This is a genomic window from Streptomyces sp. Y20, assembly GCF_043195475.1.
GTDB lineage: Bacteria > Actinomycetota > Actinomycetes > Streptomycetales > Streptomycetaceae > Streptomyces.
Genome location: NZ_JBIDDP010000024.1, coordinates 25,522 through 52,157 on the forward strand (window position 1 = coordinate 25,522; position 26,636 = coordinate 52,157).

The 26,636-nt window shown below is 71.8% G+C and carries 20 protein-coding genes and 3 pseudogenes; 9 read left to right on the forward strand and 14 right to left on the reverse strand.

Going from position 1 to position 26,636, the window contains the following annotated elements; all coding sequences use genetic code 11:
- Window positions 1-8: 8 nt before the first annotated feature.
- A complete protein-coding gene (locus ACGFT1_RS35455) occupies window positions 9-1,160 on the reverse strand; it encodes a dihydrodipicolinate synthase family protein (RefSeq protein ID WP_373913107.1) in 1,152 nt (383 codons plus the stop codon).
- Window positions 1,157-2,308, reverse strand: a complete 1,152-nt coding sequence (locus tag ACGFT1_RS35460) for a Gfo/Idh/MocA family protein (RefSeq protein WP_373913108.1) — start codon at window positions 2,306-2,308, stop codon at window positions 1,157-1,159. The genes ACGFT1_RS35455 and ACGFT1_RS35460 overlap by 4 nt, the downstream gene beginning before the upstream one ends.
- Before the next feature lie 256 nt (window positions 2,309-2,564).
- On the opposite strand from ACGFT1_RS35460, the gene ACGFT1_RS35465 reads away from it, so the two are divergent.
- From ACGFT1_RS35465 to ACGFT1_RS35475, 3 genes are all read left to right on the forward strand, one after another.
- Window positions 2,565-3,614, forward strand: a complete 1,050-nt coding sequence (locus tag ACGFT1_RS35465; protein ID WP_373913125.1) for a LacI family DNA-binding transcriptional regulator — start codon at window positions 2,565-2,567, stop codon at window positions 3,612-3,614.
- Window positions 3,615-3,873: 259 nt separating this feature from the next.
- Entirely contained in the window at window positions 3,874-4,476 is a 603-nt protein-coding gene (locus tag ACGFT1_RS35470) for a dihydrofolate reductase family protein (RefSeq protein ID WP_373913109.1), read from the forward strand.
- A gap of 78 nt (window positions 4,477-4,554) precedes the next feature.
- Entirely contained in the window at window positions 4,555-5,355 is an 801-nt protein-coding gene (locus tag ACGFT1_RS35475; RefSeq protein ID WP_373913126.1) for a sugar phosphate isomerase/epimerase family protein, read from the forward strand.
- Window positions 5,356-5,400: 45 nt separating this feature from the next.
- On the opposite strand, the gene aroA is transcribed toward ACGFT1_RS35475, so the two are convergent.
- Window positions 5,401-6,636, reverse strand: coding sequence for a 3-phosphoshikimate 1-carboxyvinyltransferase (gene aroA / locus ACGFT1_RS35480; protein ID WP_373913110.1), 1,236 nt, complete (start codon window positions 6,634-6,636; stop codon window positions 5,401-5,403).
- 187 nt (window positions 6,637-6,823) lie between these two features.
- On the opposite strand from aroA, the gene ACGFT1_RS35485 reads away from it, so the two are divergent.
- On the forward strand, window positions 6,824-8,674 hold the full coding sequence (locus tag ACGFT1_RS35485; protein ID WP_373913111.1) for a glycoside hydrolase family 3 protein: 1,851 nt from the start codon (window positions 6,824-6,826) through the stop codon (window positions 8,672-8,674).
- A 20-nt stretch (window positions 8,675-8,694) separates the two neighbouring features.
- On the opposite strand, the gene ACGFT1_RS35490 is transcribed toward ACGFT1_RS35485, so the two are convergent.
- Window positions 8,695-10,119 (reverse strand): S28 family serine protease, encoded by a 1,425-nt coding sequence (locus ACGFT1_RS35490; RefSeq protein ID WP_373913112.1) that lies wholly within the window; start codon window positions 10,117-10,119, stop codon window positions 8,695-8,697.
- Between the two features lie 124 nt (window positions 10,120-10,243).
- A complete protein-coding gene (locus ACGFT1_RS35495; RefSeq protein WP_373913113.1) occupies window positions 10,244-10,639 on the reverse strand; it encodes a hypothetical protein in 396 nt (131 codons plus the stop codon).
- Between the two features lie 179 nt (window positions 10,640-10,818).
- Here ACGFT1_RS35495 and ACGFT1_RS35500 point away from each other — a divergent pair.
- A pseudogene (locus ACGFT1_RS35500) lies at window positions 10,819-11,040 on the forward strand (Tn3 family transposase); the annotation flags it as partial.
- Between the two features lie 142 nt (window positions 11,041-11,182).
- On the opposite strand, the gene rox reads toward ACGFT1_RS35500, so the two are convergent.
- From rox to ACGFT1_RS35530, 6 genes and pseudogenes are all read right to left on the reverse strand, one after another.
- Window positions 11,183-12,610, reverse strand: a complete 1,428-nt coding sequence (gene rox, locus ACGFT1_RS35505; protein ID WP_373913127.1) for a rifampin monooxygenase — start codon at window positions 12,608-12,610, stop codon at window positions 11,183-11,185.
- Window positions 12,611-13,050: 440 nt separating this feature from the next.
- Window positions 13,051-13,793: pseudogene (locus tag ACGFT1_RS35510) on the reverse strand (site-specific integrase).
- Window positions 13,794-13,977: 184 nt separating this feature from the next.
- Window positions 13,978-17,694, reverse strand: a complete 3,717-nt coding sequence (locus ACGFT1_RS35515; RefSeq protein WP_373913114.1) for an ABC transporter ATP-binding protein — start codon at window positions 17,692-17,694, stop codon at window positions 13,978-13,980.
- Window positions 17,695-17,754: 60 nt separating this feature from the next.
- The gene (locus ACGFT1_RS35520) at window positions 17,755-18,060 is read right to left on the reverse strand and encodes a putative quinol monooxygenase (RefSeq protein WP_373913115.1); all 306 of its coding nucleotides are present in this window, start codon (window positions 18,058-18,060) and stop codon (window positions 17,755-17,757) included.
- Entirely contained in the window at window positions 18,060-18,857 is a 798-nt protein-coding gene (locus tag ACGFT1_RS35525; protein ID WP_373913116.1) for a hypothetical protein, read from the reverse strand. The genes ACGFT1_RS35520 and ACGFT1_RS35525 overlap by 1 nt, the downstream gene beginning before the upstream one ends.
- Window positions 18,858-18,921: 64 nt before the next feature.
- Entirely contained in the window at window positions 18,922-19,842 is a 921-nt protein-coding gene (locus ACGFT1_RS35530) for a serine hydrolase (protein ID WP_373913117.1), read from the reverse strand.
- 346 nt (window positions 19,843-20,188) lie between these two features.
- Here ACGFT1_RS35530 and ACGFT1_RS35535 point away from each other — a divergent pair, with 346 nt between their 5' ends.
- The 3 genes from ACGFT1_RS35535 to ACGFT1_RS35545 all read left to right on the forward strand — a co-directional run bounded on the left by ACGFT1_RS35535 (window position 20,189) and on the right by ACGFT1_RS35545 (window position 23,698).
- Window positions 20,189-20,569: a hypothetical protein gene (locus tag ACGFT1_RS35535; protein WP_373913118.1), complete on the forward strand. Its 381-nt coding sequence runs from the start codon at window positions 20,189-20,191 to the stop codon at window positions 20,567-20,569.
- Between the two features lie 157 nt (window positions 20,570-20,726).
- The gene (locus ACGFT1_RS35540) at window positions 20,727-21,863 is read left to right on the forward strand and encodes a DUF4158 domain-containing protein (protein ID WP_373913119.1); all 1,137 of its coding nucleotides are present in this window, start codon (window positions 20,727-20,729) and stop codon (window positions 21,861-21,863) included.
- Entirely contained in the window at window positions 21,755-23,698 is a 1,944-nt protein-coding gene (locus tag ACGFT1_RS35545) for a Tn3 family transposase (protein ID WP_373913128.1), read from the forward strand. The genes ACGFT1_RS35540 and ACGFT1_RS35545 overlap by 109 nt, the downstream gene beginning before the upstream one ends.
- Before the next feature lie 153 nt (window positions 23,699-23,851).
- Here ACGFT1_RS35545 and ACGFT1_RS35550 read toward each other — a convergent pair whose 3' ends face one another.
- On the reverse strand, window positions 23,852-24,841 hold the full coding sequence (locus ACGFT1_RS35550) for an aldo/keto reductase (protein WP_373913120.1): 990 nt from the start codon (window positions 24,839-24,841) through the stop codon (window positions 23,852-23,854).
- Between the two features lie 52 nt (window positions 24,842-24,893).
- Complete coding sequence (locus tag ACGFT1_RS35555) at window positions 24,894-25,481, reverse strand: flavodoxin family protein (protein ID WP_373913121.1); 588 nt, start codon at window positions 25,479-25,481, stop codon at window positions 24,894-24,896.
- A gap of 239 nt (window positions 25,482-25,720) precedes the next feature.
- Here ACGFT1_RS35555 and ACGFT1_RS35560 point away from each other — a divergent pair, with 239 nt between their 5' ends.
- A complete protein-coding gene (locus ACGFT1_RS35560) occupies window positions 25,721-26,428 on the forward strand; it encodes a TetR/AcrR family transcriptional regulator (protein ID WP_373913122.1) in 708 nt (235 codons plus the stop codon).
- 88 nt (window positions 26,429-26,516) lie between these two features.
- Here the strand turns inward: ACGFT1_RS35560 and ACGFT1_RS35565 are convergent.
- Window positions 26,517-26,636 (reverse strand): annotated as a pseudogene (locus tag ACGFT1_RS35565) (IS30 family transposase); the annotation flags it as partial.

Here is a 26,636-nt window from a genome sequence, read left to right on the forward strand (position 1 = left end):
CGTCGTGCTCACCGGTCCACCCCGTACAGGGAGAGAAGCGTCTTCATGCGCTCCTCGGCGAGCCACGGGTCGGGGAACAGGCCGAGACCGTCGGCGAGTTCGTAGGCGCGGGCGAGGTGCGGCAGGGAGCGGGCCGACTGGAGGCCGCCGACCATCGTGAAGTGGGACTGGTGGCCCGCGAGCCAGGCGAGGAGGACGACGCCCGTCTTGTAGTAGCGGGTGGGGGGCTGGAAGAGGTGCCGGGCCAGCTCGACCGTGGGGTCGAGGAGCGCGCGGAACCCGGTCACGTCCCCGGTGTCCAGTACCCGTACGGCCTGCGCGGCCAGCGGGCCCAGCGGGTCGAAGACGCCCAGCAGGGCGTGGCTGAAGCCCTGGCCGTCGCCCGCGATCAGCTCGGGGTAGTGGAAGTCGTCGCCGGTGTAGCAGCGCACCCCGTGCGGCAGCCTGCGCCGCAGGTTCGTCTCGCGTCGCGCGTCGAGCAGGGAGACCTTGACGCCGTCGACCTTGTCGGGGTGGGCCGCGATCACCTCCAGGAAGGTGTCGGTGGCCGCGTCGAGGTCCGCCGCGCCCCAGTAGCCCTCAAGCGCCGGGTCGAACATCGGGCCCAGCCAGTGCAGGACGACCGGCTCGGCACACTGGCGCAGGAGGTGGCCGTAGACCTCCAGGTAGTCCTCGGGGCCGGTGGCGGCCGCGGCCAGTGCCCTGGACGCCATGAGGATGACCTGGGCGCCCGCGTCCTCGACGACGGCGAGCTGTTCCTCGTAGGCCGCGCGGATGCCGGCGAGGGTGCCTTCCGTGATCTGGTCGGTGCCGGCTCCGCAGGCGATGCGGCCGCCGGCCGCCTTCGCCTCCGCAGCCGACCGGCGGATCAGCTCGGCGGCGCCCGCCCAGTCCAGGCCCATGCCGCGCTGGGCGGTGTCCATGGCCTCGGCGACACCGAGGCCGTGGGCCCACAGGTGGCGGCGGAAGGCGAGGGTGGCGTCCCAGTCGACGGCGGCGGGCGCGTCGGGCGGGATGTCGGCGTACGGGTCGGCGACGACATGGGCCGCGGAGAAGACCGTACGGGAGGTGAAGGGGGTGCCGGGGGTGACGGCGAGGGGTGCGGTGCGCGGCTCGTACGTCCGCAGCCGCCCCTGGGCATCGGGGAGCCGGATGGTCACAGGGAGACCTCCGGCACCTCGATGCGGCGTCCCTCGGCCGAGGATCTGAGGCCCAGTTCGGCGAGCTGGACGCCGCGGGCGCCGGCCAGGAGGTCCCAGCGGTAGGGGGCGCCGGCGTAGACGTGCTTGAGGAACAGCTCCCACTGGGCCTTGAAGCCGTTGTCGAACTCGGTGTTGTCGGGGATCTCCTGCCACTGGTCGCGGAAGACCTCGGTGGCGGGGACGTCGGGGTTCCAGACGGGCTTGGGGGTGGCACTGCGGTGCTGCGCGCGGCAGCTGCGCAGGCCGGCCACCGCCGAGCCCTCGGTGCCGTCGACCTGGAACTCGACCAGTTCGTCGCGGTGGACGCGGACCGCCCAGGAGGAGTTGATCTGGGCGACGGCACCGCCCTCCAGTTCGAAGACGCCGTAGGCGGCGTCGTCGGCGGTGGCGTCGTAGGGCTTGCCCTGTTCGTCCCAGCGCTGCGGGATGTGGGTGGTGGCCAGGGCCTGGACGGACCTCACCCGGCCGAACAGCTCGTGCAGGACGTACTCCCAGTGCGGGAACATGTCGACGACGATGCCGCCGCCGTCCTCGGCGCGGTAGTTCCAGGAGGGGCGCTGGGCCGGCTGCCAGTCGCCCTCGAAGACCCAGTACCCGAATTCGCCGCGGACGGAGAGGATCCGGCCGAAGAAGCCGCCGTCGACGAGCCGCTTCAGTTTCCGCAGACCCGGCAGGAAGATCTTGTCCTGGACGACGCCGTGCCGGATGCCCCGGGCGTGGGCGAGACGGGCGAGTGCGAGGGCGCCGTCCAGGCCGGTGGCGGTGGGCTTCTCGGTGTAGACGTGCTTGCCGGCGGCGATCGCCTTCCCGAGGGCTTCCTCGCGGGCGGAGGTGACCTGGGCGTCGAAGTAGATGTCGACGGACGGGTCGGCGAGCACGGCGTCGATGTCGGTGGAGACCTCGGTGAGGCCGTGCCGGCCGGCGATCTCCCTCAGGGCGTGCTCGCGGCGGCCGACCAGGACGGGCTCGGGCCAGAGCACGGTGCCGTCGCCGAGGTCGAGGCCGCCCTGTTCGCGCAGGGCGAGGATCGACCGGACGAGGTGCTGGCGGTAGCCCATGCGCCCGGTCACGCCGTTCATGGCGATACGCACCGTCTTGCGTGTCACGTCAGTCCCCTCCGTGGGCGCCGCGCGCCCCGATCAGTCCGGTCAGTCCGGGAAGCGCGTGCCGCCACCGCGCAGCAAGCGCTTTCTACGCTGAGAAGCTAGCCCCTGGAGGTGGCCCGTACAAGACCGTGTCCGCTTCGAGTTGTTCGAGGGGGCGAACAATCCGGCCCCTTGGCCTTAGGGTCTGCTCGGAACCAGGACATCCACCTGGATGTCTACGAGGGCGTACGACGACGCGCGCGACCGGAGGACGACGATGACGGTGACCCTGGCGGACGTGGCGGCCCGCGCCCAGGTCTCCCCAGCGACGGTGTCGCGCGTGCTGAACGGCAACTACCCGGTGGCCGCCTCCACGCGCGAACGGGTGCTGCGGGCCGTGGACGAGCTGGACTACGTCCTCAACGGACCCGCCAGCGCGCTCGCCGCGGCCACCTCCGACCTGGTCGGCATCCTCGTCAACGACATCGCCGACCCCTTCTTCGGGATCATGGCCGGCGCGATCCAGGCCGAGATCGGCGGTCCCGGCGGGCGGGCGGGCGGCGAACGGCTCGCGGTCGTCTGCAACACGGGCGGCTCCCCGGAACGCGAACTGACCTACCTGACGCTGCTCCAGCGGCAGCGGGCCGCGGCCGTCGTACTGACCGGCGGAGCCGTGGAGAAGGCGCCGCACGCGGCGGCCCTCGCGGCGAAACTGCGGAAGCTGGCGGACGCCGGTACCCGGGTCGTGCTGTGCGGGCGCCCGCCCGCGGCCGACGCCGACGCCGTCGCCCTCACCTTCGACAACCGGGGCGGCGCCCGCGCGCTGACCGACCACCTCGTCGGCCTCGGCCACCGCCGGCTCGGCTACATCGCCGGCCCTCAGGAGCGCACCACCACCCGGCACCGCCTGGAGGGCCACCGCGCGGCCCTGACGGCGGCCGGCGTCGAGGACGACCCGCGCCGGACGGTGTACGGCCGCTACGACCGCCGGTCCGGGTACGAGGCCACGCTGGAGCTGCTGCGCCGCGACCCCTCCCTGACGGCCGTCGTGGCCGCGAACGACTCCGTCGCCCTCGGCGCCTGCGCCGCCCTGCGCGATTCCGGCCTGCGCATCCCCGGGGACGTCTCGGTCGCCGGCTTCGACGACCTCCCGTTCAGCGTCGACACGCTGCCCTCACTGACCACGGTCCGGTTGCCGCTGGCGGAGGCGGGAGCCCGGGCGGGCCGCATCGCGATGGGCCGCGAGGAACCGCCGCCCGGCGGGATCGCCTCCGTGCGGGGGGAGTTGATGGTGCGGGGCTCCACGGGGGTGCCCCGGACGCCGTGAGCGGCGGGGCGCCCCCGGCGCGGGCCGCGGGCGCCCGGCGGGCGCGCGGCCCGGGCGGGAGCCGCGGAGCCGCCGGTGCCGCGCCGGCGCGTACGGTGTCCTCGCGGTGCGGCCGGCTCCCCGAGGTGTCGCCCGGGTCCGGTGTCCGGGGCGCCCGGCGCGGGCAACGGCGGCCCGGCCCGGCGATGAGTTTCGCGGCGGCCGGCTGTCTGCACTGCCGTACGGACCACGGACCGGAAAACAGGAACGGGAGCACCCCATGCGTGTCGTCGTCACCGAGTTCATCAGCCTCGACGGAGTCGTGCAGGCCCCCGGCGGGCCCGAGGAGGACACCGACGGAGGGTTCGCGCACGGCGGCTGGTCGCATCCCTTCTTCGACCCGGAGGCCCTCGGCGGCGCCTTCGCCGCAGGTTTGGAGAAGGCCGAGGCGCTGCTGTACGGGCGGCGGACCTACCTGACGATGGCCGCCGCCTGGCCGGAGCGGGCCGGGGACCCCTTCGCCGACCGGCTGAACTCCCTGCGCAAGTACGTCGTGTCGGACACCCTCGGGGACGAGGACCTGACCTGGGACAACACCGTGCGCGTGCCGGGCGCGCAGGCGCTGGACAAGGTGCGGGAGCTGCGCGCCGCCGACGGTGGCGACGTGGCGATGATGGGCAGTCCGACGCTGGTGCGGGCGCTGATCGCCGCGGACCTGGTGGACGAATTGCAGCTCGTGGTCATGCCCGTGATGCTCGGCGGCGGCAAGTCGGTCTTCCCGGCGGACGGGGCCCTGCGGACCTGGGAGCTGGTGTCGTCACTCACCGCGAAGACCGGCGCCCAGATCAACGTGTTCCGGCCGGCACGTGGGGTGCGGAGCTGAGCGGTCCGGGCGGTCGCGGCGTCGCCGTGCCGTCGTGCGGGGCATGAGGTCGGCGGCTGGGGGGTACGTTCCGTGACCATGAAGCTGGCGTTCTCCACTCTCGGTGTCCCCGGTCTGCCCGTCCCGGAGGTCCTGGCGCTCGCGAGCGCCCACGGCTACCACGGGGTCGAACTGCGCGCCCACCCCGAGGAGCCGGTGCATCCAGGCCTCTCCCCGGCCGGCCGCGCCGAGGTCGCGGCCCAGTTCCGGGGCGCCGGGATCGAGGTGCTGGGGATCGCCGGGTACGCCCGGGTGGCGGCCCCCGGCGACGACGGCCCCGTGCTGGAGGAGATCCGCGGACTGCTCCGGCTGGCCCACGACCTCGGCGCGCCCTACGTCCGCGTCCTGCCCGGCGCCGACGCGGAGCAGCCCCGGGAGGAGTCCGACGCGATCGCAGCCCGGCGGCTCGGCACCGCCGCGGAGGACGCCGCAGCGCTCGGCGTCCGCGTCCTGCTGGAGACCCACGACTCCCATCCCACCGGAGCCGACGCGATCCGCGTCATCGGCCCGGTCGGCCACCGGCAGGTGGGCGCGGTGTGGGACGTGATGCACACCTGGCTGGGCGGCGAGGAACCGGCCGAGACCTACGCGGCCCTCGCGCCGCACCTGGGGTACGTGCAGGTGAAGGACGTCGCCTCGGCCGAGGACACCGCCCCGCTGCCCCTGGGCGCGGGCGTCCTGCCGCTCGCCGAGTGCGTGGACGTCCTCGCCCGGAACGGCTGGGACGGCTGGCTGTGCTGGGAGTACGAGAAGCGCTGGTACGAGGAGGCCGCCCCGCTCGCCGGGCTGCTGGACGAGGGCCGCGACCACCTGACCCGGCTGCTGGGCGAGGCGGCGTAGACCGACGCGCTCGCCGAGGGCGCTTCCGGGGGTGTCCGAGGGGCGTCAGCCCGCGGTGGGCAGCGCCGCGAACGCGTCGTGGAAACCGGGGAACGTCTTGCGCACGCAGCCGGGGTCGTCGTACGTCAGACCGGGGGTGCGCAGGGCGGTGACGGCGAACGACATGACGACGCGGTGGTCGCCGAAGGACTTGATCTCGACGCCGGACGCGGGCGTGCCGGGCCGGATCTCGATGCTGTCGGGGCCGGTCACCACGTCGACGCCGAGCCGCCGCAGGTTGTCCGCGCAGGCCTCCAGGCGGTCGCACTCCTTCACCCGCGTGTTGGCGACGTCCTCGATGCGGACCGGCCCTGAGGCGAACGGCGCGATCGCGGCCAGCGTCGGCATGGTGTCGGAGATGTCCCGCATGTTCACGGTGAGCCCGCGCAGCTCGCCCGTGCCGCGTACGGTCGTGCGGTCCCGCGCGACCGTCACGTCCGCGCCCATCCGCCGCAGCACCTCCACGAAGCGCAGATCACCCTGGAGCGCGTCCGTGCCGAGGCCGGGCACGGTGATCTCGCGGCCCGGGGTGACGGCCGCCGCGGCGAAGAAGTAGCTCGCGGTGGAGGCGTCGGGTTCGATGGCGTAGGTGGTGGCCCGGTAGCCGCCGGGCGGGACGTCGTACACCGTGCCGTCCCGGACGACGTCGGCGCCGAACGCGCGCATCATCGCGAGGGTGATCTCCACGTACGGCGCCGACACCAGGTCGGTCACCCGGATGCGCAGGCCGGTGCGGGTCAGCGGGCCCAGCAGGAGGAGCGCGGTGAGGTACTGGGAGGACTGGCCGGCGTCCAGCAGCACCTCGCCGCCCTCGACGCCGGCCGCGTGCACGGTGAGCGGGTGGTGGCCCTCCGCGCCTTCGTGCCGCAGGTCGACGCCGAGGTCGCGCAGAGCGCGGGTGAGCGGGCCGAGGGGGCGGCGGCGCATCTGCGGGGAGGCGTCGAAGCGGTAGGTGCCGTGTCCGGCGGCGGCCAGGGTGGGCAGGAAGCGGGCGGTGGTGGCGCCGTCGCGGCAGAAGACCTCGGCCTCGGCGCGCGCCGGACCCTGCGGGCGGCCGTCGATCTGCCAGGTGCCGGGGGTGCGTCCGACCCGGTAGCCGAGCCGGGTCAGACCTTCGGAGAAGCCCTCGGTGTCGTCGGAGCGCAGCGGCCGGACCAGTGTGCTGACGCCGTCGGCGGCCGCGGCGAGGAAGAGCGCGCGGGCGGTGATGGACTTGGAACCGGGGATGTCGACTGCGGGCATGGCCGCATGATGACGGCTCGCCCGGCATCCGGTCACGTGATGTCCAGGAGCTGGACGCGCCCGCCGGAATGCGTCGGCGGCGGCCCTCCCGTGGTTACTGTGCATTCCCTTGACGGAAAGAAACTTCCCGGATATTGGTGACTCCTCGGAAGTTTCCTTCAGCGGTTCTCCTCTGGAAGGAGCGCACGTGCACGACACCAGCACGGGAAGCACGGGACACACGGGAAGCGCCGCACGGCCGTCCAGGCGCGCCCTCCTCGCCGCCACCGCCGGCCTCACCGCCGGCCTCACCGTCCCGGCGACCGCCCGGGCCGCCGGCCGCTCCGCCGTCCACGACCGCCGGCTGCGCGCCCTGATCTCCCGGATGACGCTGGAGGAGAAGGTCGGCCAGCTGTTCGTGATGCGGGTCTACGGCCACTCCGCCACCGCCCCCGACAAGGCCGACGTCGACGCCAACCTCCAGGAGATCGGCGTCCGTACCGCCGCCGAGTTGATCGGCAGGTACCGGGTCGGCGGCATCATCTACTTCACCTGGGCCCACAACACGCGCGACCCGCGGCAGATCGCGGACCTGTCCGACGGCATCCAGCGGGCCTGCCTGGAGCAGCCGCGCGGACTGCCGGCGCTCATCGCCACCGACCAGGAGCACGGCGCCGTCTGCCGGATCGGCAGGCCGGCCACCCTGTTCCCGGGTGCGATGGCGGTCGGCGCGGGCGGCTCCCGCGCCGACGCCCGCGCCCTCGGCCGGATCTCCGGTGCCGAGCTGCGCGCGATGGGCGTCAACCAGGACTACTCCCCCGACGCCGACGTGAACGTCAACCCGGCCAACCCCGTCATCGGCGTCCGCTCCTTCGGCGCCGACCCGGAGGCGGTGGCCGCTCTGGTCGCCGCCGAGGTGAGGGGCTATCAGGCGGCCGGGGTCGCGGCGACCGCCAAGCACTTCCCGGGCCACGGGGACACCGCCGTCGACAGCCACTACGGCTTCCCGGTCATCACGCACAGCCGGGAGCTGTGGGAGAGGCTGGACGCGGTGCCGTTCCGGGCCGCCGTCCGGGCGGGCATCGACTCGGTCATGACCGCGCACATCCAGTTCCCGGCCCTGGACGACTCCGGTGACCCGGCGACCCTGTCCCGTCCGATCGTCACCGGCATCCTGCGCGGCGAACTCGGTTACGACGGGGTGGTGATCACCGACTCGCTGGGGATGGAGGGGGTCCGCACCAAGTACGGCGACGACCGGGTACCGGTGCTCGCGCTCAAGGCCGGCGTCGACCAGCTGCTCAACCCGCCGTCCCTGGACGTGGCGTGGCACGCGGTGCTGACGGCCGTGCGCGAGGGCGAGCTGACCGAGGCCCGCCTGGACGAATCGATCCTGCGCATCCTGCGGCTGAAGGCCCGGCTCGGGCTCTTCGAGGACCCCTACGCCGACCCGGCGGGCATCGGCCGCACGGTGGGCACGCGCGCGCACCTGGCCGCCGCCGACCGCATCGCCGAGCGCACCACCACGCTGCTGGTCAACGAGGGCGGCACCCTGCCGTTCGACCCCCGCCGGGAACGCGGGGTCCTGGTCGTCGGCGCCGACCCGGCCTCGCCGTCCGGCACCACCGGCCCGCCCACCGGCGTCCTGGCCGCCGCCCTCACCGGGCTGGGCTTCACCGCCACGGCCCTGTCCACCGGCACCACCCCCTCCACCGCGGCCGTCACCGAGGCGGTCGCGGCCGCTCGGGACGCGGACGCGGTGGTCGTGTGCACGTACAACGTGACGGCCTCCAGCGCCCAGCGGACCCTGGTGGACCGTCTGCTGGAGACCGGGAAGCCGGTGGCCGTGGTGGCGGTCCGCAACCCGTACGACGTCGCGCAGTTCCCCTCCGTCCGGGCCTGTCTGGCCACGTACTGCTGGACGGACGTCGAACTGCGCGCCGCCGCACGGGTGATCGCCGGCCGGGTGGCACCGCGCGGGAAGCTGCCGGTACCGGTGCAGCGGGCGGACGACCCGGCCCGGGTGCTGTACCCGATCGGACACGGGCTGACCTACTAGCGGCCGGGCCACCGGGGCGTTCAGGGACGCAGCGCGCGTTCCCGCTCCGTCTCCTCCGCGTTCCTGGCGTCCAGCCGGGCGTCGTACCGGGCGAGCGGCTTCGCCCGGGCCACGGTGGCCGGTGAGAGGCCCGCCCAGTCCAGGACGCGGGCGGTTGCGAGGTCCCGCTGGTCCGGGACCAGGCCCGCCACGTTCGCGCCGTGGTTCAGGCCGGGCGCCGTGAAGACGTACGCGTCACGGGCGCCCGCGCCGAGCCGGAAGCGCTCCGCCCCCCAGGGGTCGTTCTCGCCGTAGACGAAGAGCATGTGCGTGGCGTGGTGCCGCACCCAGGTGTCCACGTCCCGCATGGCCCGCGGCCGGAAGCGCATCGGGATGGAACGCGGCACGAGGTTGCGCGGCGGCTGGTAGCCGTAGCGGACCAGGTGCTTGCCGAGGTACGGGAAGTGGATGGTCGGCGCGCCCAGCTGGGTGCCCGCCTGGTAGTAGTACGGCGTGTACGTCTCGAGGCCCTGGTCGGTGTAGGCGGAGAAACCGGAGATGGTGTCGACCGAGTCCCAGATCGCGTCGTCGCTCGCGGTGGCCGCGTCCGCCGGGACGGTGTCGCAGTCCTTGAGCAGGCTGTACTGCCAGAAGCCCCACACGTAGTCCAGGACGACGGCCTCGTACGCCCGGTCCAGGCTGCCGATGGTGCCGAAGGTGTAGCCGTTGTCGGCGGCGTACCGGGCGTACCGCTTCTCCAGCGGCTCGCGGCGCACCAGCGCCTGCCGCTGGACGGCGTTCAGCCGGTCCCGGCACGCCTTGGTGCCGACCCGGGTGAAGAAGCGGTCGTACGCCGAGTCCTCGTCATTGACGACGTCATTCGGGGCGACGTACGCCACCACGCCGTCCATGTCGCGCGGGTAGAACCGCTCGTAGTAGGTGGCCGTCATGCCGCCCTTCGAGCCGCCCGTGGCCAGCCAGTTGGCGGAGTAGACCGTTTTGAGGGCCTGGTAGACGCGGTGCTGGTCGCTCGCCGCCTGCCAGATGTCGAGCTTGGACCAGTCGGCCGGCTCGGGACGGGACGGGGTGAAGAAGCGGTACTCCAAGGAGACCTGGTTGCCGTCCACGATCTGGGTGGGCTCGCGGCGCGAGGGGGTCGTGGAGACGTTGTAGCCGCTGGTGTAGAAGACCGTGGGACGGCTGGTGTCCTTGTGCAGCACGGTGATCCGCTGCTGGAAGGAGCCCCGGCCGGGGTGGCGGTGGTCGACCGGCTGGGTGTAGTTCAGGACGAAGTAGCGGTAGCCGGGGTACGGCTTCTCCTGGACCAGGCTCATGCCGGGTATCGACAGCAGCCGGTCCTTGATGTCGGTGGGCTCGGGCTCGGCGGCGGTGGCCGCCCCGGCCGCCGTGCTCAACGTGCCCAGGAGCACCGTGAGCGCCAGCAGCCATCTGAGCGCCTTGCGCATGCGCACTCTCCCCTGTGAGACAGATGTGCGCCGGAAGCTATCCCAGCAACTGCCGTCGCACCAGAGGAAATTGCGCGACCCCGCGCGGCCGTTCAGCCGTTCAGCCGTTCAGCCGTTCAGTCGTTCAGCACAGGATCCAGCCGGAGCTGATCGAGTACCGGTCCACCGTGCCCTTGATCCAGACGCAGCGGTGGCCGGCGTGCACGGTCACCGGGCCGGCGTGGTGCCGGTAGCGGCCCCGGTCGACGACCGGCCGGTTGCCGCGGGCCTGCACGCTGACCGACATCGTCTGGGCGGCGCCGGAGCGCCGGGCGACGGTGACGGCGCAGACGTAGCCGTCCCGCTTGTAGACGTGGGTGACGCCGGTTCTGAACGGCAGGGTCCGCACCTCGTGCCCGGCGCAGCCACCACCGGCCGGGGCGGCCTGCGCGGCCCCCGTCACCGAGAGGGTGAGCGCCCCCGACACGGCCAGCACGGCCGCGCCCGACGCCAGTCGCCGGCGTATCGCACCACTGTCCACTCGTCGTCCTCCCCGCACCACGTTCACACTCCTCTGTGCCCGTACTGATGTACGGACGCACACGTGTGCCGGATGGTTGCACGACCGTCAGCGACACGCGTGGCCGGGGGGGCGGACACGGACTACTAGGGGGTTGAGAAACATCGGAACGAAAACCGGCGCTAAGCCCCTGGAGGGCGGGCCTGGTCCTCAACACCCTCGTACTCTTCAACACCCGCTACATGGACGCCGCGGTCAACCAGCTGCGCGGACGGATTCGACGTCCGCGACGAGGACGTCGCCCGCCTCTCCCCGTTCGTGCGGCACCACATCAACATGCTCGGCCGCTACTCCTGCCAACTGCCGGAGCTACCCGGCGGAAGCGGCCTCTGCGCGACCCGTATGCCGCCGAGGACGAGTGACCGGCCTCTTAGCCGCCTCCCACTCCGCGTCAGTACTGGTCAGTGGCCTGGAGCGGGTACAGCGTCTCCTCACGAGTGACAGCTTTGCGTACCCGCTCCGTCCGGGCAGGCCCGGTGGGCTTTCGTGCCCCGAGTTGCGCGCTCAGCTGACCGCAGCGCCGAACCACCGGGGAAGCCGGTCGAGCAGATCCTGCTGATCGTCACCAACCCACGCCACGTGGCCGTCCGGCCGCAGCAGCACCGCGGGCGCGTCCAGTTCCTCGCTGATGTCGGCGACGTGGTCGACTCGATCTGCCCAGCCTGCCACCGAGAGGCGGCCAGTCTGGTCGAGCAGCAGCCCGCGGCCGTCATGCATCAGCTCATAGAGGCGACCCCGCTTCAGCCCCACGTCCCGCAACCGTCGGCCGAGCAGTTCATGCCCCTCACCGAAGTCGTAGCGGACCCCGATCGCAGTGATCTTCTCCATCAGGTACCGGTTCACCTCCCCGAAGTCCATCAGTTCCGACACCAGCCGACGCACTGCTTGGGGACCCGGCTCGACGGACATCAGCTCCATCTGCGCGCGGGTGTTGTCCAGCACATCGGCGGCCACCGGGTGCCGTTCGGTGTGGTAGCTGTCCAGCAGTCCCTCCGGTGCCCAGCCGTTGACTTCGGCGGCCAGCTTCCAGCCGAGGTTGAACGCGTCCTGGATGCCGAGGTTGAGCCCCTGCCCGCCGGTCGGCGGGTGGATGTGAGCCGCGTCGCCGGCCAGCAGCACCCGGCCGGTCCGGTAGCGCTCGGCCAGCCGGGTGGCGTCGCCGAAGCGGGAGAGCCAGCGCGGTGAGTGCACGCCGAAGTCGGTGCCGGCGAGCTTCCGCACCTGCCGCTTCAGCTCGTCCAGGGTCGGCGGGACCGTGCGGTCCTCGGCCACCCCTTCGGCGGGCGCGACGAGGCGGTACACCCCGTCGCCGAGGGGCATGGCGCCGAACCACTTGTGGGTCTTGCGCACTTCGGCCATCACGGCGTTCAGCGTGTCCGGCGGCGCGGTCACCTCCACCTCGCCCAGCAGCGTGTCGACCCTGGAGGGCTCGCCGGGGAAGCCGACACCGAGCAGCTTGCGCACCGTGCTGCGGCCGCCGTCACAACCGACGAGGTAGCGCGAGCGCAGCCGCGTGCCGTCGGCAAGTTCGGCGGTCACCCCGTGTTCGTCCTGGCTCAGCCCGACGAGTTCGCAGCCGCGCCGGATCTCGACGCCGAGTTCGGTGGCGTGCTCGGCAAGCAGGCGATCGGTGGTGGTCTGCGGAATGCCGAGGGTGTACGGATGCGCGGTGTCCAGCTGGTCCGGCGCTGGCTTGTTGATGGCGGCGAAGAAGCCACCGACCGGGTGTTGCTTGCCGAGCGCGAGGAACCGCTCCAGCAGACCGCGCTGGTCCATCACCTCGACGCTGCGCGCGTGCAGGCCGAGCGAGCGGACGATCCTGGTCGGCTCCGCCTCCTTCTCCAGCACGAGCGCGTGCACGCCGTGCAGCCGCAACTCGCTGGCCAGCATCAAACCGGTCGGTCCGCCGCCAGCAATGATTACATCAATCATGAACCCCCCACTCAACAAGGTTGCATTTCGGCCAGCTGCTCTACGCCGTCCGGCGGCGCGCACACCCGGACCTCCGCGCCCCGTGCCCGCAACCACACCGCGAGTCCCACCAGCGGTTTCACGTCCCGCAGAACCCACAGTCGATAAAGGCGCACGTACTTCGCGAATCCCTGATTTCCCCAAGCTCTGGCCTCGGCCGACGATTCTGCGCCACGACCCGGGCCTTGCCGCAAGACCCCCCGTGCGCTATAAGCTGAGAGTGGCAAGGAGTAGGTAACCTCCTTGCCCTTTGTTTTTTGCCGTCCCTGCGGATGGACAAGCCCCTCCCGCATCGGGGCCCGCGACGCGCGGTCGGCAGCCGAGGTGTGGTCGCCGAAGGCGGCGGTCCTCGCCCATACCCCACCGTGTATGAGGGTCGGCGTTCCGGCTGACTGGGTGGATCAACGCCGCGCGTCGCCGGGTGCGAGCAGGCTGGTGACTTCGGCGATTGCCTCGGCCGAGGGCTTGAAGTAGCGGCGGAGGTTCTCCGGCTTCTTGTGCCGGGACTTGGCCATGAGCATCAGCAGCGAGACGCCCTGCTCACCGAGGTGAGTCAGGGCGGAGTGGCGGTACTCGTGCAGGTCCCAGCCCGTTCCGGGACCACGCACCGCGGTGTGCTCGTCCAGCAGGGCGCGGGCCTGTCCGTAGGAAAGCCGGGCCAGCCCGGTATCCGGGCAGACGTCACGGGGGCTGACGACCTTGCCCGGCCCCGGACGGCGGTGCGTGACGAACACCGGCCCGCGGGTTCGTCCCTTGAGCAGCCGGGGCAACAGCCGGGCGGTGCCGGCGTCCCAGTAGACGGTCTCCCCTACGAAGTCCTCGCGCGCCTGGCCCCGGCGGCGGGCCTTGGCACGGGCGCCCTTCGCCTTGACCCGGCAACGACGCCCGGCGAAGTCCACGCCGCCCGACGGGCGTTCCAGGTGTTCACTGCCGCGGTGCTCCACAGCAGTTCCAGGGCCTCGCCGATCTCATCGTCCGCCACCGGCGCCAGCGGCCGAGCCTCGCCGAGCCGTTCGGCGGTCTTACCCACCCCGATCCCATAGTTCCGGACCGTGTTCGGGTTGCCGAGCAAGTCGAGGAACACGTCTGCCGCCGCCCGGACAGTCAGTGCCTTCCCGGTCGGCAGCTCTACGACGGTGGGCACCACTTCCCCCCTTACCGCAGATAACAGGGCCGCTTCACGCAGCGGCCGTAGAACGTCACCGATATTGGGGTGTTATCCGTGGGACGACTTCAGACCGGTCCGCCCGCCGACGCTCCGTCAGCCGCCCACTAGGGGCGACGGAGGCTTAGCGCCGGTTTTCGTTCCGATGTTCCTCAACCCCCGACTAGCGGGACACGCCGACCGGCTCCTCGGGTTCGGACCGGCCGACGAAGGTCCGCCACAGTTCGGCGTACCGGCCGCCGCGGGCCAGCAGCTCCTCGTGGGTGCCGTCCTCGGCGACCCGGCCGCGGTCCATGACCACCACCCGGTCGGCGCGGGCCGCGGTGGTCAGGCGGTGGGCGACGACCAGCGTGGTGCGGCGGCCCGCGAGGCGGTCGGTGGCCTGGTTGACCTGTGCCTCGGTGGCCAGGTCGAGGGCGGCCGTGGCCTCGTCCAGGAGCAGGACGTCCGGGTCGACCAGTTCGGCGCGGGCGAGGGCGATCAGCTGGCGCTGGCCCGCCGAGAGGTTGCGGCCGCGCTCGGCGACCTCGTGCAGATAGCCGCCCTCCAAGGTGGCGATCATCTCGTGGGCGCCTACCGCGCGGGCCGCGGCCTCCACCTCGGCGTCGGTGGCGCCCGGCCGGCCGTAGGCGATGGCGTCGCGGACGGTGCCCGGGAAGAGGTACGCCTCCTGCGGGACGACGCCGAGCCGGTGCCGGTACGAGGTGAGGTCCAGGGCGCGCAGATCCGTGCCGTCGGCCGTGACCCGGCCGGCGGTGGGGTCGTAGAACCGCGCGACCAGCTTCACCACCGTCGACTTGCCGGCGCCGGTCTCGCCGACGAACGCGACCGTCTGCCCGGCCGGGATCCGCAGGTCGATGCCGGACAGGGCCTCCTCCTCGTCGCCGTACGCGAAGTGGACGTCCTCGAAGGCGATGTCACCGCGCAGCGACAGCACCTCCAGGGGCTCGCCGGCGGACTCGGTGGACGTCGGCTCGCGCAGCAGTTCCTGGATGCGGCCCAGCGAGACCGTGGCCTGCTGGTAGCCGTCGAAGACCTGGGACAGCTGCTGGACGGGGGTGAAGAACAGGTCGATGTAGAGCAGGTAGGCGACCAGGGCGCCGGTGGTGAGCGTGGCCGCCTCGATCCGGCCGGCACCCGCGATCAGCACGGCCGCCGCGGCGACCGAGGACAGCAGCTGCACGAACGGGAAGTAGACGGAGATCAGCCGCTGGCCGCGGACCCGGGCGCGCCGGTATGCGTCGCTGCGCTCGGCGAACCGCCGGCCGCCGTCCCCCTCCCGCCGGAAGGCCTGCACGATCCGCAGCCCGGCCACGGTCTCCTGGAGGTCGGCGTTGACCGTCGAGACGCGCTCGCGGGCGAGTTCGTACGCCTTCACGCTCGCCCGGCGGAAGAAGAAGGTGGCCACGACCAGCGGGGGCAGGGTCGCGAAGACGACAAGGGCGAGCCGTACGTCGAGGACCAGCAGGGCGACCATGATGCCGAAGAAGGTGACGACCGAGACGAACGCGGTCACCAGGCCGGTCTGGAGGAACGTGGACAGGGCGTCGACGTCGGTCGTCATCCGGGTCATGATCCGGCCGGTCAGCTCGCGCTCGTAGTAGTCCAGGCCGAGCCGCTGGAGCTGCGCGAAGATCTTCAGCCGCAGGGTGTACAGCACGCGTTCGCCGGTGCGTCCGGTCATCCGGATCTCGCCGGTCTGCGCGGCCCACTGGACGACGACGGTCAGCAGGCCGAGCAGGGCCGCCGACCAGACCGCGCCGAGCGCCGCCTTGGTCACGCCCGAGTCGATGCCGTGTCGGATCAGCACCGGCAGCAGCAGGCCCGCGCCCGCGTCCACGGCGACCAGCAGCAGGCTGACCAGCAAGGGCAGCCGGAAGCCGCGCAGCAGGCGGCGCAGTCCGTAGGAGTCCTCGGGCAGGACGGCGCGGCCCTCGTCGATGTCCGGGGTGTCGGTGGCGGGGGGCAGCGCCTCGACCTGGGCGAGGAGTTCCGGGGTGGCCGGGGTGCCGGACAGGGCCTGGTCGCGGGGTTCGCGGTCGCCGGTCCACAGCCGCGGGGTCACGCCCCGCTCGGCGTCGAACTCGGCGTCCAGTTCGTCGCGGACGGAGGTGTCCTCGCTCGGTCCGGCGGGCACGGCGTGGCCCGGGGAGACCCGGCCCAGCTCGTCGGGGTCGGTGAGCAGGCGGCGGTAGAGCGCCGAACGCTGCTGGAGTTCCTCGTGGGTGCCGAGGTCGGCGAGCCGGCCGCCGTCGAGGACGGCGATGCGGTCGGCGAGGTTGAGGGTGGAGCGGCGGTGGGCGATGAGCAGGGTCGTACGGCCCCGCATCACCTGCTTGAGCGCCTCGTGGATCTCGTGCTCCACGCGGGCGTCGACGGCGGAGGTCGCGTCGTCGAGGACGAGCAGGCGGGGGTCGGTGAGCAGGGCGCGGGCGAGCGCGACGCGCTGGCGCTGGCCGCCGGAGAGGGTGAGGCCGTGCTCGCCGACGGTGGTGTCGTAGCCGTCGGGCAGCTCGGCGATGAAACGGTCCGCCTGGGCGGCGCGGGCGGCGGCCTCGATCTCCTCGGCGGTGGCGTCCGGGCGGCCGTAGGCGATGTTGTTCCGGACGGTGTCGGAGAAGAGGAACGAGTCCTCCGGGACCAGTCCGATCGCGGCCCGCAGCGAGTCCAGGGTCAGCTCGCGCACGTCGTGGCCGCCGATGAGGACGGCGCCGTGGGTGACGTCGTAGAACCGCGGCAGGAGCAGGGAGAGGGTGGACTTGCCGGAGCCGGAGGAGCCGACGACGGCGAGGGTCTCACCGGGTCGTATCTCGAAGCTGAGCCCCTGCAGGACGGGGGTGCCGCCGTACGCGAAGGACACGTCGTCGAACTCGACGGCCGCGGGCGCGTCGGCGGGGAGGGGCCTGGTGCCGTCCGTCAGACCGGGCTCGGTGTCGATCAGTTCCAGGACGCGTTCGGTGCCGGCGCGGGCCTGCTGGCCGACGGTGAGGACCATCGCCAGCATGCGGACCGGGCCGACCAGCTGGGCGAGGTAGGTGGAGAAGGCGACGAACGTGCCGAGGGTGATGTGGCCGCGTACGGCGAGCCAGCCGCCGAGGGCCAGCATGGCGACCTGGCCCAGCGCCGGGACCGCCTGGAGCGCGGGGGTGTACCTGCTGTTCAGGCGGATGGTGCGCAGCCGTCCGGCGAAGAGCCGGCGGCCGACCTCGCGCAGCTTGCCGGTCTCCTGCTCCTCCTGCCCGAAGCCCTTCACGACGCGGACGCCGCTCACCGAGCCGTCCACGACGCCCGCGACGGCGGCGGCCTGCGCCTGGGCGTACCAGGTGGCGGGGTGCAGCCTGCTGCGGCTGCGCCGGGCGATCCAGCCGAGGGCCGGGGCGACGGCCAGCGCGACCAGGGTCAGCGGCAGCGACAGCCACGCCATGATCACCAGGGACAGCAGGAAGAGCAGGACGTTCCCGATGGTCATCGGGAGCATGAAGAGCAGGCCCTGGATCAGCTGGAGGTCGCTGGTGGCCCGGCCGACGACCTGCCCGGTGGACAGCTCGTCCTGGTGGCGGCCGTCCAGCCGGGTGATCGTGGCGTACATCTCGGTGCGCAGGTCGTGCTGGACGTCCAGGGCGAGCCGGCCGCCGTAGAAACGACGGACGTAGGTGAGGCCGTACACCAGGAGGGCCGCGCCGACCAGGGCGCCGGCCCAGGGGGCCATGGCGCGGGTGCGGGCGCCGATCACGTCGTCGATGATGACCTTGGTGATCAGCGGGACGAGGGCCATGACGGCCATGCCGGCGAGGGAGGAGCCGAGGGCCAGCACGACGTCCTTCGGATACCGCCAGGCATATCCCGCCAGCCTTCGTGCCCATCCCCGTCGCGGTGCCACACCGGTGCCTTCCGTCAGAGCCGATCTACCGCAAGGCTGCAACGCCGCCGGATGCGGATTTCATCCCTCCGCAACAATCGGGGTCACCGGCCGGCAGGGGTGCACCTCGCGTTCGACGCGCGGCAGCAGCTCCGGGACGCAGATGTCCCGGATGGCCGCGCCGGAGCCGTGGGCCTCCCAGTGCGCGCGGTCGGCCCACCGTTCGACCAGGACGAAGCGGGCCGGGTCCGCCTGCGACCCGTACTCCTCCCAGGCGACGCAGCCGTCCTCCGCCAGGCACAGCGGGCGCATCCGGGCCAGGGCGCCGGCTACCGCCGCGATCTCACCCGCCTCGCGGACCCGCATGATCACCACCAGGTCGAACATCAGCGCCCCCCGGGCGAGCCGGACCGCTCCGCCACGGTCCGGGCCAGCTCGGGCAGCCACTCGGCGGCCGGTGTGAACCGGTGGCCCAGGTCCGCCGCGCGCCCGGTCGCCATGCCGAAGTCGGGGGGGCAGGAGAACGGGGACAGGTCCGGGTCGCCGGCCGCGTCCGCCTTCTCCACCACCCGGGCCGTGCGCCCGGTGACCGCCTCCACCGCGCGGCACACGTCATGGACGTCGACGGGGTCGGGCGAGGCGACGTTGGCCGCTCCGGTGACGCCGGAGACGGCCGCGGAGGCGAGGAAGCCCGCGACGTCAGCGGCGAGCGCCAGGGAGGTACGGCCGGGGCGGGCGTGGGCGACCACGGGCCGCCCGGCCCGGATCCGGTCCACGTGGCACCGGAAGCGCCCGATGCGGTCGTCCTCCGCGGCCAGCACGTGCGCCACCCGGGCCAGCACCACCGGTACACGCGCCTGGTCGACCAGCACGGCCTCGGCCTGCCGCTTGCCCTCGCCGTAGTTGGCGTCCGGGTAGGCGGGATCCGCCCAGGGCAGCGCGGTGTCGCAGGGGTGGTCCGCCGCGTCCAGCTCGTCCTCGCGGGCGAAGGCGCTCATCGTGCGACGGGCAGGACCGCACCTGACCGCGGGCGGCCGTCGGGGCGCGTCGGAGAAGCGGTCGAGCTGGACGCGGGGCGAACAGACGTGACCGGGGCGGGCATCGGCGACGGCCGGCCCCACGGTGAGGCGGGTGGCCGCCGCCAGGCCGGCGGCGAGAAGGGCGAGTGCGGTTCTCGGGCGCATGGCGGTCACCGCAGGACGGGACGGTGCCCGGCGGGAGACCGTCCCGTGGAGCCGCGGCCCCGGATCAGCTCCGCGGCGGTACGGCGACGAACGCCTCGCGCGGCCGAGTGGTCGGGGTGTAGCGCGTGACGCCGGGGGTGGCCGGCACCAGGTCCTTGTGGATCGCCGTGGCGACGTTCTGGATCGTGGCGACGCCGTAGTCCATGGTGCTGTCGTCCTGCGTCAGCACGGTGACCATGTAGTCGTGGCCGGCGCCGTTGAAGGTGCCGAGGCTGTGCACGCGCCAGCCGTGCGTGGAGCGCTGGAGCCAGCCGTTCTTGACGTGCACGGAGACCGAGGACGGCGCGCCGGCGGGGGTGCCCCAGCGCTGGTCCGCGACGACCTGGCCCATCAACTTCAGGATGTAGGCCCGGGAGTTGTCGCTCAGCACGCTGTTCTTCGCGGTGACCAGCTGGAGCAGCTTCTGCTCGTCGATGACGTTCTCCTGGGTCAGACCCCAGTAACCGTCCGCGCCCGGCACGGTCCTGGTCATGCCGGCGGCGGTCAGGAAGTCCTGGATCCTCGCCGCACCGAGCTGCTTCCACAGTTTGCTGGTCGCGTCGTTGTCCGACTGGGTGATCATGGCCGTGGCGAGGTCGGCCTCGGTGTCGGTCAGGTACCGGTTGTGCTTCCTCGCGTCCCACAGCAGCGTGGCGAGCACGGTGACCTTGACGGTGCTGGCCGAGTCGAAGGCGGTGGTGGCGTTCAGCGTGCAGGTGGTGCCGGTGGAGCGGTCGTACAGGCCGACGGCGACGGTGCCCTCGCGGTTCGCGAGCGCGGCCGTGATGTCCTTCTTCAGCTTGTCGGCCAGCCCCGCCCTGGCGGACGTGCAGGTCACGGTGGCCGTGGGCGCCGCCGCGGCCGGAAGCACGGTGGCGCAGACGAGCAGTGTGGCGCCGAGAGCGGTCGTGAGTGCCCCGGCTCGGCGGGATATCCGGTGGGTCATGTGTAGCGTCCCCCTGGTACGTCGTTCGGGCGTCCTGCGGTCGGTCACCGTCGGCCGTGTCCCCGCACCGCCTGCCGCGACGCCGGGACGGACGACGGCTGTACGCATGTTCGCAGGCACGGGAGTTCGGCGGATCAGGGGGATGACCACGGGGCAGAAAGCCGTCGGCGTGGGCCGGGCGGCGGGGCGACACCCGTACGGCAGCGGCCCGTTCCGGCCGAGCGGCGCCCGTGTGCATTCGTGCGCCCCGCCGCGCCTCTTTCGCGATCCCGGCCCGCCCCACGAGGCTCGGCGCCACGGCCGCCGTCCCTTCCCGGGGCGGGGCACGAACAGGGAGGGGAAGACGATGAGGACCACAACCGGCAGACGCCGCGCCGCGGTCGGAGCCGTCCTCGCGCTGCTGGCGGGGCTCGGCGCCGTCGCGGCTTCGGGGAGCCCGGCGGCGGCGGCCACCGGGGATGTGCTGATCGTGCAGAAGGGCAGCTCGGGCAACCTGGTGACCGTGCAGACCTTCGTGTTCCTTCCCGGCATCGCCGAGCAGGGTGACGGCGTCCAGGCCGGAGCCACCCAGTTCGCGGTCACGAATCTCACGAACCGGGTCCTCACCCTGACGGAGAGGACCCCGGCGGGCACGGCTGTCCACAGCGGCACGGTCGCCGCCGGCGGGTCCGGCACCTTCGCCGTGACGAGCGGCGACACGGTCGCGCTCACGGTACCGGCCGACTAGGGACCGTCCGACACGGCCCCGGACTCCCAGCTCTGCCCCCAGGGGCAAAGTAACCGGCGGGTAGCTTTCAGATAGTCAGATGACCCGTTTCCTTGCCCCCGGGCGCCTCGTTGGGCCGTCCGAGTGAAGCCTGGGGCAGGCGAGGGAAGGGGCGGGTGTGCGGCAAGAGTGGTCGCCGGAAGAGCTGTTGGCGAGCTGGACGCTGGTGGACGGCGACTGGGACCTGGTGGCGAACAAGAGCGGATCGACACGGCTCGGCTTCGCACTGATGTTGAAGTTCTTCGAGTCGGAGGGCCGGTTCCCGGATCTGTTGGAGGAGGTTCCGCAGTCCGCAGTGGAGTACGTCGCCGGACTGGTGAAGGTGCCAGCCGCCGACTTCGCCAAGTACGACCTGACCAGCCGGTCGGCGAAGAACCACCGCAAGCAGATCCGCGAGGCTCTCAAGTTCCGGCCCGCCACCCGGGCGGACGAGGAAAAGCTGATCGAGTGGCTCGCCGATGAGGTGTGCCCGGTCGAGCTGGTGGAGGACCGGCTGCGCGAGGCCCTACTGGTGGAGTGCCGGGAGAGGAGCATCGAGCCGCCGGGCCGCATCGACCGCATCGTCACCGCGGCCCAGACCCGGGCGGAGAAGGCGTTCTGCGCGCGGACCATCGAGCGCCTGGGCGGCGGGGTGGCCCGGCTTCTGGCGCTGGTGGCCGAGGACAACGAGGACGGCGCGGCCCTGCTGGCCGCGCTCAAGCGCGACCCGGGTGCGGTCGGCCTGGACTCCCTGCTGGCGGAGATCATCAAGCTGAACGACGTGCGGAAACTCGGCCTGCCTGACGGGCTGTTCGCGGACTGCTCGGAGAAGCTGCTGGCCGCGTGGCGGGCGCGGGCGATCAAGATGTACCCCTCGGACTTCCGGGACACCGCCGAGGACGTACGGATCACGCTGCTTGCGGCGCTGTGCTCGTCCCGGCAGACGGAGATCACCGATGCCCTGGTGGATCTGCTGGTCGCCCTGGTGCAGAAGATCAACGCCCGTGCCGAGCGCCGGGTGGAGAGGCAGCTGACGGCGGAGCTGAAGAAGGTCCGCGGCAAGGAAGGCATCCTCTTCAGGCTCGCCGACGCCGCGATCGGCAAGCCGGACGAGATCGTGCGCACGGCTCTGTACCCCCGGTCGTCGGCGAGAAGACGCTGCGCGACCTGGTCGCCGAGGCGAAGGCGAATGAGAAGGTCTTCAAGGCCAAGGTCCGCACCACGCTGCGCTCGTCGTACAGCTCGTACTACCGACAGATGCTGCCGCCGCTGCTGAACACGCTGGGCTTCAGGTGCAACAACACCGCCTACCGGCCGGTGATGGACGCGCTGATTCTGTTGGCCAAGTACGCCGACGTCGACGGTAAGACCCGCTTCTACGACGCTGGTGACGCGGTGCCGATGGAGGGCGTCGTGCGCAAGGACTGGCGCGAGGCGGTCGTCGACGACAAGGGCAAGGTCGAGCGGATCCCGTACGAGCTGTGCGTCCTGGTCGCGCTGCGGGACGCGATCCGCCGCCGCGAGATCTACATTGAGGGTGGGCTGCGCTGGCGCAACCCGGAGGACGACCTGCCCGGCGACTTCGAGGCCACCCGCACCGTGCACTATGCCGCGATCCGCCAGCCGATGGACCCGCAGGCGTTCATTACGGACCTGAAGCAGCGCATGACGGCCGGCCTGGACCGGCTGTCGGCAGCGCTCGCGGACGGCTCCGCGGGCGGGGTGAAGGTCACCACCCGGCACGGCGAGCCGTGGATCACGGTCCCGAAGCTGGATAAGCTGGACGAGCCCACCGGCCTCCAGGCGCTCAAGGACGAGGTCGTACGACGCTGGGGCGTCCTCGACCTCCTGGACGTGGTGAAGAACGCCGACTTCGCCACCGGCTTCACCGACGAGTTCGCCTCCGTCGCCGCCTACGAGCGCATCGACCGCGCCGTCCTCCAGCGTCGGCTGCTGCTCGCCCTGTTCGCTCTCGGTACGAACATGGGCATCCGCGCCATCGTGGCGACCGGCGAGCACGGCGAGACCGAAGCCGCGCTGCGGCACGTGCGCCGGCACTTCATCACCGTCGACAACCTCCGCGCCGCCGTGACGAAACTGGTGAACGCCACCTTCGCGGCCCGCGACACCGCATGGTGGGGGCAGGGCACGGCATGCGCGTCGGACTCGAAGAAGTTCGGGTCCTGGTCCTCGAACTTCGTGACCGAATACCACGCCCGCTACGGCGGCAACGGCGTGATGATCTACTGGCACGTGGAGCGGAAGAACGTCTGCATCTACTCCCAGCTGAAGTCCTGTTCGTCGTCCGAGGTCGCGGCGATGATCGAGGGCCTGCTGCGGCACTGCACGGACGCCGAGATCGAGTCGAACTACGTCGACACCCACGGCGCCTCCGTGGTCGGGTTCGCCTTCACTGAGCTGCTCAACTTCCGCCTGCTGCCGAGGCTGAAGAACATCGGCAGCGTCCGCCTGTACCGGCCCGACGACGACCCGCCCGGCTGGCCGGCGCTCGGCGGCTCCCTGACCCGCTCGATTCGCTGGGACCTGATCGCCCAGCAGTACGACCAGATGGTCAAGTACGCCACCGCCCTGCGCCTGGGTACGGCAGAGGCCGAGCAGGTGCTGCGGCGCTTCACTCGCGGTGGCCCCAAGCACCCCACCTACGCCGCGCTCGAAGAACTCGGCCGCGCGGTACGCACGATCTTCGCCTGCGACTACCTCGCCAGCCCCGGCCTGCGCCGCGAGATCCACGGTGGGCTCCAGGTCGTGGAGAACTGGAACAGTGCGAACACAGTGCTCCACTACGGCAAGGACGGCGCCCTGACCGGCCCGGACAAGGAGCACGCCGAGACCTCCATGCTCGCCCTGCACCTCCTTCAGTCGAGCCTCGTGCACATCAATACCCTGCTGCTCCAGCAGGTTCTCGCCGAGCCCGCCTGGGCGAAGAAGCTGAGTGCCGAGGACCGGCGTGGGCTGACCGCGCTGTTCTGGTCGAACATCAACCCGTACGGCACGTTCCGCCTCGACATGGACAAGCGGCTCGACTTGGGGCTATCGATCACAGTCCCCCGGCCGCGTTTCCCTGAGCCCACCGCGACGATGCCCAGCTGAGTGTTCGGCGCCGTCGACGAGAGTGCCCGAAGCCAGCTCCAACGGCTTCGGGCACTCTCGCCGTGGCTGGCATTGCAAGGCTCCGGTGATCCGGGCCTTACCGGGCCCGTGTGCCGCCGTCGGTGTCCGAGTGCATCTGTCCCAGGGTGGGTCTCAGATCCAGGTGGGCACGTGCCCCTCGGTGTAGCGGGCGCCGAAGCCGCCCTGAGGCAGGATCTCGTCGATGGCCTTGAGGTCGGTGTCGGTGAGGGTGAGGTCGGCGGCGCCGGCGTTTTCCTGGATGCGTTTCGGGCTGCGGGTGCCGGGGATCGGCACGACGTGCTCGCCCCGGGTCAGGAGCCAGGCCAGGGCCAGCTGGGAGACGGTGGCACCCTTGGCCGCCGCGAGCTCGGCGAGCCGGTCGACGGCTTCGACGTTCTTCTCGAAGTTGCCCGGCTGCCAGCGCGGGTCGACGGTACGTATGTCGGTGGCTTCGTACCGGCCGGCGGGCTTGGCGGTGCCGGTGATGAACCCGCGGCCGAGGGGGGAGTAGGCGACGAAGCCGATACCGAGTGCGTCCAGGGCGGGGAAGAGCTGCTCGACGTCCCGTTCGAACAGGGAGTACTCGGTCTGCAGGACGGAGACCGGCTGCACGGCGTGCGCCTTGCGGATCGTCTCGGGCCCGGCCTCGCTGAGGCCGAAGTACTTCACCTTGCCCGCGTCGATCAGCTCCTTGACGGTGCCAGCGACCTCCTCGATGGGCACCTCGGGGTCGACGCGGTGCTGGTAAAAGACGTCGATGTGCTCCACGCCGAGGTAGCGCAGGCTGTTGTCGGCGACCTTGCGGATGTTGTCGGGCCGGCTGTTGAGGACGCTGCCGATCCGCTCGGGAGGCACGGACATGTCGACACCGAACTTGGTGGCCAGGACCACGTCGTCACGGAAGTCCCTGACCGCCTTGCCGAGAAGGATCTCGTTGGACCCGGTGCCCCAGCCGTACATCTCGGCGGTGTCGAAGAAGGTGACACCCCGGTCGTGGGCGCGGCGGACGGCGGCGACACCGGCCTCCTCGTCGGTGGGCCCGTAGGCCATCGTCAGGCCCATCGCGCCGTAGCCGATCGCCGAGACCTCAAGGCCCTGGCTTCCCAGTGTCCGGTGTTGCATGACGCACTCCTCTGAAAGAAGTCAGGAAGGCAATTTCTGGCGAACCGTTGTGTCAGTGCGCTGCCGCGGTCAGTCCGGCGCGGTGGATGCGGGTGTGCTCGGCGACGCGCCGGCCGAGATGGCGGGCGGTGTTCAGGTCCGCGTCGTGGACCGCGGGGGTGTCGTTGAAGCTCTGCGCGCCAGCACCGAGGTAGAAGCCGAGGCGGTTGTCGTCCTGGGGGCTGGAGGTGGTGGTGTTCCAGCCCGGCAGGAGGTTCAGGCTCACCCAGAGCATTCCGTGCTGGGCCGCCAGGAGCGCCAGGTACTGCAGGGTGTGCAGTTTGTCGCCGCTCATGGAGCCGGAGTTGGTGAATCCCGCCGCGAGCTTGTCGCTCCAGGCACGGGTCATCCACCGCTTGCTGCTGGCCTCGGCGAAGGCGTGGAACGCTCCCGACGCGGTGCCCATGTAGGTGGGGGTGCCGAAGATGATGGCGTCCGCGGCGTCCATCAGTTCCCAGTCGGCGTCGCTGAGGGAGGCGACGTCCACGCGGTGAACGTGCGTGCCGGCGATGGAGCGCGCGCCGTCGGCGACGGCAGTGGCAATCTGCGCGGTGTGGCCGTAGCCGGAATGCGACGCGATGACGATCGAGATATCGGACACGGGTGTTCCTATCCTGCCGCGATGCGGCGTGTTCGGTGGTGTGCTGGCAGACGATGAACTGCCCGGTGCGGCGGTCGGCCGCACTGTTCCAAGAGTGGGGACCGACGTCCCGGGCCGGGGTGCGGGGCATGCCCAGGTGTCGCGGGCCGGCGCCGACCACCATCAGCATGGATCGTCGTTCCGCTTTAAAAAGTAGCACCGATAAGGCGGCGATACGCAATATGGGATATCGTTGTTCCATGAACGAGGGACGACGCGCCGCGCGACGCCAGGTACTGCAGGTGGCCGCCAAGCTTTTGGAGGAGGGCGGCAGCGAAGCGGTCTCCACGCGCGCGGTCGCCGCAGCCGCGGGCATCACGGCCCCCGCGCTCTACCGGATGTTCGACGACAAGGACGGACTCCTGGCCGAGCTGGCCGCCTACGGGTTCGAGATGTACCTGGCCGAGAAACGGGAGGCACTGGCGCTGACCCCGGACGACCCGGTGGCCGACCTCTACCGCGGCTGGGACCTGCACGTCGACTTCGGACTGCGGCACCCCGCGTTTTACGTGCTCATGTATGGCACTGCGCGGCCCGGGCGCCGGCCCCCGGCCGCGGACGAGGCGCACGCCCTGCTGGTGAGACTGCTGGGCCGGGCGGCCGAGGCCGGGCGCCTCCGGGTTCCGGTGGAGCAGGCGACCCGCGTCATCCATGCGGCGACGACGGGTGCCACGATGGCGCTGATCGGCGAAGAGCCCTCGCGGCGGGACCTGACCACTTCGGCGCGGCTGCGGGACACCGTCATGGCCTCGGTCACCACGGACTCGCCCGCCTCATCCGGGTCCGACCTGGCCTCGCACGCACTCGCCCTCGATGCCGCACTTGAAACCGCCCTCAGCGCCGGGGTACCTCTGCGACACACGGAGACGGCTCTGCTGCGCGAATGGCTACAGCAGTTGGCAGACTGAAGGGGTCGCCTACTCCGCAGGCGGTGGGCGCAGTCGGTTACGCCGGCCGTCCAGAACTCGATGTGCGTGTCGGCAAACGACGGCGAGCTCAAGCGGTCAGCGCATCACTGCTGTTCAGGAGGTCAGCGTAGACCTCTGCCGGAGTGCGGTAGCCGTGGGTCTTGCGCGGACGGTGGTTGAGTTCGTGAGCGATGGCGTCCAGGTCGGC

What these genes read in the sequence shown, in the direction of transcription:
- ACGFT1_RS35560 (WP_373913122.1), top strand. Translation starts at nt 25,721, where the DNA reads ATGAACGAGGGACGACGCGCCGCGCGACGCCAGGTACTGCAGGTGGCC.
- ACGFT1_RS35475 (WP_373913126.1), top strand. Translation starts at nt 4,555, where the DNA reads ATGAAGCTGGCGTTCTCCACTCTCGGTGTCCCCGGTCTGCCCGTCCCG.
- ACGFT1_RS35525 (WP_373913116.1), bottom strand. Translation starts at nt 18,857, where the DNA reads ATGCGCCCGAGAACCGCACTCGCCCTTCTCGCCGCCGGCCTGGCGGCG.
- ACGFT1_RS35535 (WP_373913118.1), top strand. Translation starts at nt 20,189, where the DNA reads ATGAGGACCACAACCGGCAGACGCCGCGCCGCGGTCGGAGCCGTCCTC.
- ACGFT1_RS35550 (WP_373913120.1), bottom strand. Translation starts at nt 24,841, where the DNA reads ATGCAACACCGGACACTGGGAAGCCAGGGCCTTGAGGTCTCGGCGATC.
- ACGFT1_RS35530 (WP_373913117.1), bottom strand. Translation starts at nt 19,842, where the DNA reads ATGACCCACCGGATATCCCGCCGAGCCGGGGCACTCACGACCGCTCTC.
- ACGFT1_RS35465 (WP_373913125.1), top strand. Translation starts at nt 2,565, where the DNA reads ATGACGGTGACCCTGGCGGACGTGGCGGCCCGCGCCCAGGTCTCCCCA.
- ACGFT1_RS35520 (WP_373913115.1), bottom strand. Translation starts at nt 18,060, where the DNA reads ATGTTCGACCTGGTGGTGATCATGCGGGTCCGCGAGGCGGGTGAGATC.
- aroA (WP_373913110.1), bottom strand. Translation starts at nt 6,636, where the DNA reads ATGCCCGCAGTCGACATCCCCGGTTCCAAGTCCATCACCGCCCGCGCG.
- ACGFT1_RS35490 (WP_373913112.1), bottom strand. Translation starts at nt 10,119, where the DNA reads ATGCGCAAGGCGCTCAGATGGCTGCTGGCGCTCACGGTGCTCCTGGGC.
- rox (WP_373913127.1), bottom strand. Translation starts at nt 12,610, where the DNA reads ATGATTGATGTAATCATTGCTGGCGGCGGACCGACCGGTTTGATGCTG.
- ACGFT1_RS35470 (WP_373913109.1), top strand. Translation starts at nt 3,874, where the DNA reads ATGCGTGTCGTCGTCACCGAGTTCATCAGCCTCGACGGAGTCGTGCAG.